The sequence below is a fragment of the Streptococcus sp. E17BB genome (assembly GCF_041807725.1).
Taxonomy (GTDB): Bacteria; Bacillota; Bacilli; order Lactobacillales; family Streptococcaceae; genus Streptococcus; species Streptococcus entericus.
Genome location: NZ_JBGTZC010000050.1, coordinates 1 through 11,271, shown reverse-complemented (window position 1 = coordinate 11,271; position 11,271 = coordinate 1). Strand labels below are relative to the sequence as shown.

General features: G+C 43.9%; 12 protein-coding genes and 2 pseudogenes. 6 read left to right on the top strand and 8 right to left on the bottom strand.

What is annotated here, in order from left to right; genetic code table 11:
• A partial coding sequence (locus ACERC7_RS09790; protein ID WP_373660429.1) for an IS3 family transposase occupies window positions 1-92 on the top strand: 92 nt, incomplete at its 5' end.
• 166 nt (window positions 93-258) lie between these two features.
• On the top strand, window positions 259-1,047 hold the full coding sequence (pflA, locus tag ACERC7_RS09785; protein WP_018369101.1) for a pyruvate formate-lyase-activating protein: 789 nt from the start codon (window positions 259-261) through the stop codon (window positions 1,045-1,047).
• 121 nt (window positions 1,048-1,168) lie between these two features.
• On the opposite strand, the gene ACERC7_RS09780 is transcribed toward pflA, so the two are convergent.
• The 6 genes from ACERC7_RS09780 to mnmE all read right to left on the bottom strand — a co-directional run bounded on the left by ACERC7_RS09780 (window position 1,169) and on the right by mnmE (window position 7,928).
• A complete protein-coding gene (locus tag ACERC7_RS09780; protein WP_373660136.1) occupies window positions 1,169-3,025 on the bottom strand; it encodes a proline--tRNA ligase in 1,857 nt (618 codons plus the stop codon).
• A 14-nt stretch (window positions 3,026-3,039) separates the two neighbouring features.
• On the bottom strand, window positions 3,040-4,287 hold the full coding sequence (rseP, locus tag ACERC7_RS09775; protein ID WP_373666832.1) for an RIP metalloprotease RseP: 1,248 nt from the start codon (window positions 4,285-4,287) through the stop codon (window positions 3,040-3,042).
• Between the two features lie 18 nt (window positions 4,288-4,305).
• Complete coding sequence (locus tag ACERC7_RS09770) at window positions 4,306-5,097, bottom strand: phosphatidate cytidylyltransferase (protein WP_373666831.1); 792 nt, start codon at window positions 5,095-5,097, stop codon at window positions 4,306-4,308.
• A gap of 12 nt (window positions 5,098-5,109) precedes the next feature.
• Complete coding sequence (locus tag ACERC7_RS09765) at window positions 5,110-5,859, bottom strand: isoprenyl transferase (protein WP_373666830.1); 750 nt, start codon at window positions 5,857-5,859, stop codon at window positions 5,110-5,112.
• 114 nt (window positions 5,860-5,973) lie between these two features.
• The gene (gene yajC, locus ACERC7_RS09760) at window positions 5,974-6,288 is read right to left on the bottom strand and encodes a preprotein translocase subunit YajC (RefSeq protein ID WP_373666829.1); all 315 of its coding nucleotides are present in this window, start codon (window positions 6,286-6,288) and stop codon (window positions 5,974-5,976) included.
• Window positions 6,289-6,560: 272 nt separating this feature from the next.
• On the bottom strand, window positions 6,561-7,928 hold the full coding sequence (gene mnmE / locus ACERC7_RS09755; protein WP_373657973.1) for a tRNA uridine-5-carboxymethylaminomethyl(34) synthesis GTPase MnmE: 1,368 nt from the start codon (window positions 7,926-7,928) through the stop codon (window positions 6,561-6,563).
• Between the two features lie 116 nt (window positions 7,929-8,044).
• On the opposite strand from mnmE, the gene ACERC7_RS09750 reads away from it, so the two are divergent.
• Window positions 8,045-8,230: a DUF3272 family protein gene (locus ACERC7_RS09750; protein WP_373657974.1), complete on the top strand. Its 186-nt coding sequence runs from the start codon at window positions 8,045-8,047 to the stop codon at window positions 8,228-8,230.
• On the opposite strand, the gene birA is transcribed toward ACERC7_RS09750, so the two are convergent.
• Window positions 8,199-9,152: a bifunctional biotin--[acetyl-CoA-carboxylase] ligase/biotin operon repressor BirA gene (birA, locus tag ACERC7_RS09745; RefSeq protein WP_373666828.1), complete on the bottom strand. Its 954-nt coding sequence runs from the start codon at window positions 9,150-9,152 to the stop codon at window positions 8,199-8,201. The genes ACERC7_RS09750 and birA overlap by 32 nt on opposite strands.
• Window positions 9,153-9,389: 237 nt before the next feature.
• Between birA and rplM the strand changes: the two genes are divergently transcribed.
• Window positions 9,390-9,836: a 50S ribosomal protein L13 gene (gene rplM, locus ACERC7_RS09740; RefSeq protein WP_373657976.1), complete on the top strand. Its 447-nt coding sequence runs from the start codon at window positions 9,390-9,392 to the stop codon at window positions 9,834-9,836.
• A gap of 19 nt (window positions 9,837-9,855) precedes the next feature.
• Window positions 9,856-10,248 (top strand): 30S ribosomal protein S9, encoded by a 393-nt coding sequence (rpsI, locus tag ACERC7_RS09735; RefSeq protein ID WP_018369092.1) that lies wholly within the window; start codon window positions 9,856-9,858, stop codon window positions 10,246-10,248.
• 107 nt (window positions 10,249-10,355) lie between these two features.
• On the opposite strand, the pseudogene xerC reads toward rpsI, so the two are convergent.
• Window positions 10,356-10,865, bottom strand: a pseudogene (xerC, locus tag ACERC7_RS09730) (tyrosine recombinase XerC); the annotation flags it as partial.
• Window positions 10,866-10,988: 123 nt separating this feature from the next.
• Between xerC and ACERC7_RS09725 the strand changes: the two are divergent.
• Window positions 10,989-11,153 (top strand): annotated as a pseudogene (locus ACERC7_RS09725) (transposase); the annotation flags it as partial.
• Between the last annotated feature and the right edge of the window lie 118 nt (window positions 11,154-11,271).

Here is an 11,271-nt window from a genome sequence, read left to right as displayed (position 1 = left end):
GCGATTATATTTTTTACTACAATAACAAACGAATCAAAACAAAATTAAAAGGACTTAGTCCTGTGCAATACAGAATTAAATCCTTTCAATAATATTTCTTGTCCAACTTTTGGGGGTCAGTACATATTGATTAGCAGGGCTGTTCTAGCACACATTGCCCTATCTCAGGACAGTTTTTATGAGAATTCTCTCACAAGTCTTTCTATTTTTCTAAAAATCTGTTATAATAAGGCTATAAAACGTTTTCAGAGGTGCGCGATGACTGATATTGATTACAGCCAAGTAACGGGGATGATTCATTCGACAGAGAGTTTTGGAACAGTTGATGGACCTGGTGTTCGTTTCATCGTCTTTATGCAGGGGTGCAAGATGCGCTGCCAGTATTGCCATAATCCCGATACTTGGGAAATGGAAACCAACAACTCTCGTGAGCGAACAGTTGCTGATGTGTTAAAAGAAGCTTTACGTTATCGTGGTTTTTGGGGCAAGGAAGGTGGGATAACGGTCTCTGGTGGTGAAGCCTTGCTTCAGATTGAGTTCGTGACAGCCCTCTTTACAGAAGCTAAAAAATTAGGCATCCACTGTACACTGGATACTTGTGCTCTGCCATTTCGCGATAAACCAGAGTACCATGCCATCTTTGACAAACTTCTCGCCGTTACCGATTTGGTGTTACTAGATATCAAAGCCATTGAAAATGAGCGGCATAAACTAGTCACTAGTCAGTCCAACCGCAATATCATTGCTTGTGCCAAATACCTCTCTGAAAAAGGGGTTCCCGTCTGGATTCGCCACGTGCTAGTGCCTGGCTTAACCGATATTGATGAGGATTTGATTGCATTGGGAAAGTTTGTTGAAACTCTCTCAAATGTTAACCGTTTTGAGGTTCTCCCCTACCATACCATGGGTGAGTTTAAGTGGCGACAGCTTGGTATTCCTTATCCGCTGGCGGGAGTTAAACCTCCAACCAAGGAACGAGTGCAAAATGCTAAAAACTTGATGAAGACAGAAAGTTATCAAGATTACATGAAACGGGTTCAGAGCTGATACCCTCACTAAAGCTCAGCTCTTGTCTATTAGTCGGTGAGCTTTAGAGCTGATTTGACTTAAAGTAAAAACCTACCTTCGCTAGCTTTTCAACTAGTGGGTTAGGTTTTTTGTGTCTTAACTATTTCTTCGCTGTTAAAATCGTCAATGTTTCCAACAGGTTTTCGGCATGGACTTCAATGCTATCGCCTGTGGCTTTGATTTTGACTTCAACAATGCCTTCGCTGGCTTTTTTACCAACGGTGACACGAATCGGCAGTCCGATGAGGTCACTGTCAGAGAACTTAGAGCCGACACGTTCGTTTCGGTCGTCTGTCAAGACCTCATAGCCTGCCATTTGCAGGTTCTTTTCGATTTGAGTTGTGAGATGTTGAGAAGCCTCGTCTTTGACATTGACGGTAATCAAGTGAACATCGTAAGGTGCAAGCTCTTCTGGGAAGTTGATGCCCCAAGCGTAGCGGTAGTCACCTTTTGGTGTTTTGTTGACAAATAGCCGAGCGTGTTGTTCAATAACAGCTGATAAGAGACGGCTTACACCGATACCGTAGGATCCCATCACCATCTCGACTGCTTTGCCATTTTCATCCAAAACCTCAGCGCCCATGCTAGCTGAGTAGCGTGTACCAAGTTTGAAAATGTGTCCAATTTCGATACCGCGAGCAAAGTGTAGGGTACCTTGACCATCAGGCGAGAGCTCACCCTCGCGTACCTCACGGATGTCGGTATAATCAGCAGTGAAGTCACGACCTGGGTTAACGCCTGTATAATGGTAGCCATTGCTATTAGCTCCTGCAACAGCGTTAGCCAAGTCCTGTACTTTGCGATCGGCGATGATTTGGATGTCCTCAGGCAGACCAACAGGTCCTAGTGAGCCAAAGTTAGCACCAAGGAATTGTTGAGCCTGTTCTTCTGTCGCAGGCTCCAAGAAAGCCACGCCGAGGTGGTTTTTTAGTTTGACATCGTTAACTTGGTCATTGCCGACAAGAAGTGCGACCACCGGTTTGTCATCAGCCATGAAGAGCAGGGTCTTGATGGTCTGCGTGTCCTCAATAGATAGGAAGCTTGCCACTCCATCAATGGTTTTGCAATTTGGTGTTTCAATCTTGGTCAACTCTTCTTGGGTGACCACTTTTTGTTTTGGCTGGTAGAAATCCGTTGCCATCTCAAGGTTAGCAGCATAGCTGGATTGGTCAGAATAAACGACCGTATCCTCACCAGAGACCATCCATTTGGTCAGCTCTGCCTTGATGTCAGTTAGAACGTCTTCTGGAATCTCCTCAATTGATGGAATCGACTTATCTAAAACTAGCCAGCGACCAAGGTCTGTGCGGTCAGGGGTAATAGCCATGAACTCCTGGCTGTCCTTACCACCCATGGCTCCACCATCACCGATGATGGCTTTAAACTCGAGACCAGCTCGTGTGAAAACCGCCTCATAAGCCTTACGGTAATCTTCGTAAGTCACATCCAGACTATCATAGTTTTGGTGGAAGCTGTAGGCATCTTTCATGATGAACTCACGGGTACGCAGAAGACCATTTCGAGGACGTTTTTCGTCACGGTATTTGGGTTGAATTTGGTAGAGGTTGAGTGGTAATTGCTTGTAAGAGTTGATGGCATCACGTACCAGCATGGTGAAGGTTTCTTCGTGGGTCGGACCTAGGATAAAATCAGACTGATCACGGTTTTTAAGTTTGTAAAGGTCAGCTCCGTAGGTTTCATAACGTCCAGATTCCCGCCAGAGGTCAGCAGTTAGAAGAGCAGGCGCTAACATTTCGACAGCATCTATTTTTTCGAACTCTTCGCGCATGATTTGTTTGGCTTTTTCGATGACACGATTGGCCAGAGGCAGGTAGGCGTAAATCCCAGCGGAGACTTGGCGGACATAGCCAGCTCGCACAAGCAGGGCATGGCTGATGACTTGTGCATCGCTTGGCATCTCACGCAAGGTTGGAATCAATAACTTACTTTGTTTCATGAGTTATTCCTTTCTTAGAAAAAAGTTCGGACAATATCGTTCCAGGTGACCGCAATGGTTAACAGGAGCATCAGTGCGACCCCTGCCAGAGTAATATAGCCTTCTGTTTCTTGCTTGAGAGGCTTCTTACGAATGGCTTCAATGATGTTAAGCAAGATTTTCCCGCCGTCAAGTGCAGGTATAGGCAAGAGGTTGAAAATACCTAAGTTCATAGAGAGCATAGCCATCAGCGTCAACACAGAAAGCAGACCTTCTTTGGCAGCTGAACTGCTCATTTGGTAAATGGCTATTGGTCCACCGAGTTTTGTCACATCAGGCTTCAAAATGAGATTTTTTAGCGCTGTTGCAATAGCGAAGGCACTCTCCCAAGCCATGGCAAATCCACCTTTTAGCTTATCCCAAAACCCTGTTTTGAGGGCAGGGGATACCCCAATGAGGTAGCGGTCATCTTCTTGTTTCGGCGTGATAGTTACTTCTTTTTTGGGGATTCCATCTCCATCTGATAATTCCAGAACCATGGTAGAGCCGCCTGCCTGTACCGCTTGACTCAGGCTTTCCCAATCCGTCACAGGCTGATGATTGATTTGGTAAATTGTGACCTGACCAGATAAACCTGCTTGCGACAAGGGCCCATTGTCCGCTACTAGAAAGGTATTTGACGTATAATCTCTGACGCCACCTTGTAAAAAAGCAATCAAGGTAAAGACAACTATACCTAAGATAAAGTTGTTCATAGGACCAGCAAAGTTAGTCATCAAGCGTCCCCAGACACTGGCGTTCTGATATTGGACGTCGAGTGGCGCTATCCGCACCTCAGTGCCATCTTCTTCGATGATGGTCGCGTTTTGGTCAACAGCATAGCTCTTGGATTCACCGGCAACTAATCCCATCACTTCGAGACTGTCTTCAAGGTCATAACTGGTGATGGCAATCGGAAGAGCTGTTTGATCAACCACACGGTCAGACAAATTGATCCGACTAACTAGACCTTTTTCATTGAAAGATAGGCTGGCAGAGTGTCCAGTTCTAATCTCTGTCTTATCTTCCCCCCAGCCAGCCATACGGACATAACCACCTAATGGCAACAGACGCAGAGTATATAATGTGCCATCAGCCGCTGTATGAGAGAAAATCTTAGGTCCCATGCCAACTGCAAATTCACGGACAAGGATGCCAGCACGTTTGGCAAAGTAAAAGTGTCCGAACTCATGGATAATCACTAAAATACCAAAAATAGCAATAAAGGTTATTAGACCTTGCATAATCGCCTCTTTTCTAAGTTAAAATAAGCCAAAGAAGTGCATCAAGGGTAAGACAAAAATGACACTATCAAAACGATCAAATACGCCACCGTGCCCTGGAATCAGCTTACCAGAGTCCTTTACCCCATAGTGGCGTTTGATGGCGCTTTCTACTAAATCCCCGAACTGTGCAACGGCGCTAAATAGTGCGATGAGAGGAAGTGTTCCTAGCAAAGAATAAGGCGTTACTGTTTTTCTAATGAGGATAAAGATGGCGGCAATAAGCATAGCAGACAAGATACCGCCTAAAAAGCCTTCAATACTCTTGTTCGGTGAAATCTGAGGCGCCAAGCGTCGCTTGCCAAATCGACTGCCAATCATATACGCCCCAATATCTGTTGCCCAAATGATAAAGAGCACAAACAAAACATGTTCAATCCCTGCCAAGCGGGCAAGTACCAGATGGTGAAAACCAATACCCATATAAAAACTAGCAGCTATCGCAAATGCCGCATCCTCGAAGCGATAGTTAGGAAAAGTGAAGACCATACCAGCTAAGATGATAAAGGCGATGACTGTAAGAGCTGAAACATTAGCTTGCAACGGTAAGGCACTGAAATAATGTCCCAATGGAACGGTTAGCACAAAAGCCCCCAACGTAGCTAGAGCACCTTCGAATGAAAAAGGCTCTAGTCCTTTCATTTTGAAGAGCTCTGCGACAGCAAGCATGGCTAGCCCTCCCAAGAGAAGGTGCAATGGTAGACCTCCTAAAATCAAAATCGGTAAAAAAATTGCTGCTGCTATCGCTCCATAAATCACACGTTGTTGCATACGCATCCTCCTTTAGATACCGCCAAAGCGACGATGACGACTACTATAATCTCTAATCGCTTGTTCCAGTTCAGCTTCCTTAAAATCAGGCCAAAGCACCTCGGTAAAATAGAATTCACTATAAGCCGCTTGCCAAGGCAAGAAATTACTCAACCGCTCTTCGCCACTGGTTCTGATAATCAAATCTGGGTCCCTATAGTCCATCGGTAAACTAGCGGTCATCAAGTGCTGGCTGATGATGGTTTCGGTGATGTCACAAGGTTCTAATTGTCCTGTTTTAACCTGTTCGGCGATCGCTTGCATGGCTAAGGTTAATTCGGCACGTCCACCGTAATTAAGCGCAAAATTTAAAATCAGTCCTGTATTTTCAGATGTTTGAGCGATTGCGCGTTCCATAGCTTCTAAAGTATCCTTTGGTAGGCGATTCGTTTCTCCCATAATTTGAATACGGACGTTATTTCGATTTAGTTCGGGCACGTATTTGTCAAAAAACTCCACCGGTAATTTCATGATAAAACGAACCTCATCTTCTGGACGAGACCAATTTTCTGTTGAGAATGCATAGACCGTCAACACGTTGACACCGAGTTTGGAGGCTGCAATGGTGACCGCTTGGAGGGCATCCATACCTGCCTTGTGTCCCATGACTCGAGGCTGAAGCCGCTTTTTAGCCCAGCGGCCATTGCCATCCATAATCACCCCAATGTGATGAGGAACCTTTAAATCAGCGAGTTTTTCCTCTTTGTTGAATAAATTAAGCATATGTTTCCTATTTTAGTGTATGATAAGACCATTTTACCATAAAAAAAGCCATTTGTGACAACTCTGTACTCAAACAAAAACTTTCTAGCTGACTAATCTAGAAAGTTCCTTTTGCTACTCTTGATGTTCGACAGCAGTCTCTGCTGTTTCAATGCTCCCATCAGCTAATTGAGCTTTTACAACATGTTTAATGGCGATCAACTCATAGGTCAGAAAGATACCGTCAGCATCTAAAACAACCTTGCCTTGTTCTGGTTCAACATGGTCAATGGTTGCATACAGCCCCCCAATGGTAATTACCTGATCACCTTTTGACAATTTTTTAAGTTGCTCATAGCGCTCTTGCATTTGTTTGCGCTGTCTGTACTGCATAAAAAAGCTAAAACCTAAAAAAATAGTCATCAAAATTACTAAAATTATTGGGTCCATTTTTAATCTCCTTTTCTATTAACCCTACTATTATAACATTTTAGAAAAAATTTTCAAGAGAAAGCCGTTTATCTCGCTGGGTAACAACCAGGAAAATCGTTGTTTAGAGACCTTTTTTACGATATATTTTCTATCTCTAATGACCCTTGTATGTCTAATCACCTTATCTTTATCTACAATGTTTTGGGTTAGGGATGACATCTAGATACAAAAGAATGTTATGACACATTTGAGAAGTCTATTGTACAAAGGCTGTTCAATCGGTCCGTGGGTTATTTGCCTAAGCAGAACTGGCTAAAGAGCTGGGTAATGAGCTCATCTGGCGCAGCGTCGCCAGTGAGCTCTCCCAAGATTTCCCAGCAACGGGTCAAATCAACTTGCAAGAGGTCAACTGGCATACCCATCTCAAGTCCTTCATTGACCGCACGCAAGCTCTCCAAGGCTTTTTCAATCAAGGAAATATGACGGGCATTAGACAAATAAGTCGCGTCTTTTTCTACTAACCCTGCTTTATCAAAAAAGAGTTGGTTAATACGGTCTTCAATTTGGTCAATGTTGCGGTTTTCTAATACCGAAATGTCAATCACATCATCTGGAAGTTCTTTGCGCTCAATCTGCTCTGGTAAATCGGTCTTGTTGAGCAGAATGATGCGATTATTGGTCTGACTGAGTGCTAATAACTGCCTATCTTGATCGGTGAGAGGTTCACTGCTATTAAGGACCAGAAGCACTAAATCAGCCTCAGCTAAGGCTTTTTTGGAACGCTCAACCCCAATTTGTTCCACGACATCATCCGTCTCACGAATGCCTGCCGTGTCAATCAACTTCAATGGGACGCCTTTGATATTGACATACTCCTCAATGACATCCCGCGTTGTTCCTGCGATATCGGTGACAATGGCCTTGTCTTCACGTAGAAGGTTGTTTAAGAGACTGGATTTACCAACGTTGGGGCGCCCGATAATGGCTGTAGCTAGGCCTTCTCTGAGAATTTTCCCTCGTTTTGCTGTTCTGAGCAAGTTTTCTAACAAAGCCTGAAATTCAGCCGTTTTCTCACGCACAATAGCGGTGGTCATCTCTTCCACGTCGTCGTACTCAGGGTAGTCGATATTAACCTCAACCTGAGCTAGAGTGGCTAGAATCTCCTGACGAGTGCTGTCAATCAGTTCTCTGAGGGATCCTTCTAAATGACTGACGGCCACCGCCATGGCCTTGTCGGTCTTGGCACGAATTAAATCCATGATGGCCTCGGCCTGGGTCAGATCAATGCGCCCATTGAGAAAGGCTCGTTTGGTAAATTCACCAGGTTCGGCTAATCTAGCCCCATGCTTAATCAGTAGTTGTAAAATCTGATTGGTCACCGCCAGACCGCCGTGGGTGTTAATCTCAACCACATCTTCACGGGTAAAGGTGCGAGGAGCTCTCATCACTCCCACCATCACTTCATCAATGATGGCATCTTTTTCGACAATATGACCGTAGGTCAGGGTATGACTAGCTACTACTTTCAGAGCCTTACCTCTAAAAACTTGGTCAGCGATAGCGATGGCTTGGCTGCCAGACAAACGCACAATGCCAATGGCTCCTTCACCAAGTGGCGTTGAAATGGCTGCAATAGTATCAAATTCTTTTGTAATCATGAATATCCTCGGGTTTAATCCTTTTAGATTATTTCTAGTCATTAGTGACAAACTGGTGGTCAACGTTGCTAAGTTTTGAACAACTGAAACTCGTCAAGTTATGGTATAATACGCTTATGCCAATTCGTCATTTTGTCATAATGGCACTAACATGTGCCATTCAAACCATTCTCTTTACTGCTTCCCTATCAGCTGAGCAATTTTTGCTCACTCTCTTCTGGGGAATTTTACTAGGGCGCAACCTGGTTCGTGTTTATATGATTGACCGCCTCAGTCGCTTGCTTTTGCCTCCCAAGAAGTGAGACTAATCTCACCGCCATGTAGGACAGCTGTCTCGCCAGAAGCTAGCTGTACCACCAGTTCTCCTTTATCAGTGAGGTCAATAGCTGTCGCAGTCACAGCTTGTCCTTGTTCAAAAAAGGCGATCTCACGTCCCAAAACGAGTGACTTTTCCTTATAATAGGCAACCAACTCTTGCTCATCCCTCTTTAGGAAAATGTTCAAAATCTCTGTAATAAGCTGGTAACGAAAAATTGGCGGTTGCTCAGTAAAAAGTGTCCCGGCCCTGTCTCTGAGTTCGTTAGGGAAATCTGTGATGTGGAAATTTAAACCAACACCAATAATCACATCGGTCACCAGCCCTGTTTCGACGGATGTGATTGCTTCAGTTAGCACACCAGCTATTTTTTTTTGCCCGACATAAATATCATTGACCCACTTAATCCCACAAGACCTACCACAGAGCTTGTCAATAGCTTTGACGATACTGGCTGCAACCATCATGGTGTAGGGCGGCAGCTGGGCATGCCTAAGGTTGGGTTTGAGATGGAGGGACATGTAAATTCCGCCTTGTGGACTGGTAAAAAAAGAGCGCCCAAACCGACCAACTGCGGCTGTTTGATGGGAAGCCAAGTACAGTCTAGGCGCAGTCAACCCTTGACTAATGCCGATTCGAGCATCCAGCTGTGTTGACTGGCTGACAGGCTGATAGCTAACTGTTAACCCAGAATCTTGCGCGATACGACTCGGTAATAACAGGTCACCAGCCAACCAGCGGTAGCCTTTATTTTTAACCGATTCGATGATGATGCCTTGGTGTTCCAACGCTTGTATCGCTTTCCAAATAGCTGTCCGTGACAGCCCTAAACGATTAGCCAAATCTTGCCCGCGAACAAAATCGGTTGTCTTAATCAGTTCCTCAAACATAATTTCGTAGGTTTTCATAGAGCTATTATACCGTATTTATCCACGAAAAACCAATGAGCAACTTCGACTCAGGAACCTTTGCTGTGTTTTTTGTAAAAAATCAGGTAAATGACTTGACGAAGAACAGTTTATTTTGGTATGATATAAGACGGTATTGTTTACCCCATTTGAAAGGCCCCGGAACCTTCCAAATACCTTCGATGGGACGGAACACCCATCACCTGTAAACAAAAACGAATTCGTATAGGAGACCCCATGAACAAAACAACATTTATGGCTAAACCAGGCCAAGTTGAACGCAAATGGTACGTTGTTGACGCAACTGATGTACCTCTTGGACGCCTTTCTGCGGTAGTTGCTAGCATTCTTCGCGGCAAAAACAAGCCAACTTTCACACCACACACAGACACTGGTGACTTTGTTATCGTTATCAATGCTGAAAAAGTGAAATTGACTGGTAAAAAAGCAACTGACAAAATCTACTACACCCACTCACTTCACCCAGGTGGTTTGAAGGCTATCTCTGCTGGTGATTTGCGTTCTAAAAATGCTGTGCGCCTGATTGAAAAATCAGTGAAAGGTATGTTGCCACACAACACTCTTGGACGTGCACAAGGCATGAAACTGAAAGTCTTTGTTGGTAGCGAGCACAACCACGCTGCTCAACAACCAGAAATTCTTGACATTTCAGGATTGATCTAAGAGAAAGGAGTAACACATTATGGCACAAGCACAATATGCAGGTACTGGCCGTCGTAAAAACGCTGTTGCACGCGTTCGCCTCGTTCCAGGTACTGGTAAAATCACTGTCAATAAAAAAGACGTTGAAGAGTACATCCCACACGCAGACTTGCGTCTCGTTATTAACCAACCATTTGCAGTAACCTCTACTGCTGGTTCATACGACGTTTTCGTTAACGTTGTTGGTGGTGGTTATGCAGGTCAATCAGGCGCTATCCGTCACGGTATCGCTCGCGCCCTCTTGCAAGTTGACCCAGACTTCCGCGATTCATTGAAACGTGCTGGTTTGCTCACACGTGACGCTCGTAAGGTTGAACGTAAGAAACCAGGTCTTAAGAAAGCTCGTAAAGCTTCACAATTCTCTAAACGTTAATATACCGCGATATATCAACGTTTCAAGGCACTCAAGAGTTTACCTCAGGGGTGCTTTTTTCTATGCTTTTTACGAAAGTTTGCCCTAAAAGTTGACCTAAATTTACCCTATTTATTTTGAATATGTTGATAGGCGAGAGTACCAGCAGATAGAGGAACAACGTTCGAGGTGTTTACATAGGTTTTTGTAGTTGATGTATCGCTATGAGTTAGAGCCTCAGAAATGGCTTCTAGGCTCATTCCTGCCTGCCTAGCAAGTGTAGCACCTGTATGCCTTAGTTTATGTGGTGTGGCATGCTTTAAGCGTGGATGGCGTCTCCTTACTGAGTTCATTTTATTGTTCAGATAATCAACGTGTAATGGGCTATTGACATTCCCTTTTGTATCGATATAAGTAAATACTAGCTGGTCAGGAGTTTGCATAATATCAAATTGTGCTAACTCTTGTTTTTGTTGTATTTTCCATTGGGATAGGAGTGTTACAAGGTAATAAGGGATAGAGAAAATTGTTTTCTTATTTCCTTTTGTAGATTTCAAGTTTTTATATTTATCAAGAGCATTTTTCAGATTAATTTCTGCCTTGTCTAAATCAATATTTTTCCAATGCAGGGCATAGGTGAATCGGTTACACTAAACTAGACAGAATTTATAAAGTGTTCTACACTAAAGAAAACANATCGGTTACACTAAACTAGACAGAATTTATAAAGTGTTCTACACTAAAGAAAACAGGAGAACTCTATGTCTAGAAAAATCCGTCGTCAATTTAGTGATGACTTTAAGCAACAAATTGTTGACCTTCACAAAGCTGGCCGGAAACGTAGCGAGCTCATTAAGGAATATGAGTTAACCCCCCCTACCTTTGACAAATGGGTGAAACAGGCCAAAACAACGGGTTCATTTGAAAAGGCACCCCTTTTCTGTACAATTTTTATAAAGTGTTTTTGTTAAGCGATAACTCGCTTAACCATAGGTGTTTGGTAATCGAGACTACCGTGAATGCGATGATGGTTCCACCAGTGGA

What these genes read in the sequence shown, in the direction of transcription:
- ACERC7_RS09770 (WP_373666831.1), bottom strand. Translation starts at nt 5,097, where the DNA reads ATGCAACAACGTGTGATTTATGGAGCGATAGCAGCAGCAATTTTTTTA.
- yajC (WP_373666829.1), bottom strand. Translation starts at nt 6,288, where the DNA reads ATGGACCCAATAATTTTAGTAATTTTGATGACTATTTTTTTAGGTTTT.
- ACERC7_RS09780 (WP_373660136.1), bottom strand. Translation starts at nt 3,025, where the DNA reads ATGAAACAAAGTAAGTTATTGATTCCAACCTTGCGTGAGATGCCAAGC.
- rpsI (WP_018369092.1), top strand. Translation starts at nt 9,856, where the DNA reads ATGGCACAAGCACAATATGCAGGTACTGGCCGTCGTAAAAACGCTGTT.
- rplM (WP_373657976.1), top strand. Translation starts at nt 9,390, where the DNA reads ATGAACAAAACAACATTTATGGCTAAACCAGGCCAAGTTGAACGCAAA.
- rseP (WP_373666832.1), bottom strand. Translation starts at nt 4,287, where the DNA reads ATGCAAGGTCTAATAACCTTTATTGCTATTTTTGGTATTTTAGTGATT.
- ACERC7_RS09765 (WP_373666830.1), bottom strand. Translation starts at nt 5,859, where the DNA reads ATGCTTAATTTATTCAACAAAGAGGAAAAACTCGCTGATTTAAAGGTT.
- ACERC7_RS09750 (WP_373657974.1), top strand. Translation starts at nt 8,045, where the DNA reads ATGCCAATTCGTCATTTTGTCATAATGGCACTAACATGTGCCATTCAA.
- birA (WP_373666828.1), bottom strand. Translation starts at nt 9,152, where the DNA reads ATGAAAACCTACGAAATTATGTTTGAGGAACTGATTAAGACAACCGAT.
- mnmE (WP_373657973.1), bottom strand. Translation starts at nt 7,928, where the DNA reads ATGATTACAAAAGAATTTGATACTATTGCAGCCATTTCAACGCCACTT.
- pflA (WP_018369101.1), top strand. Translation starts at nt 259, where the DNA reads ATGACTGATATTGATTACAGCCAAGTAACGGGGATGATTCATTCGACA.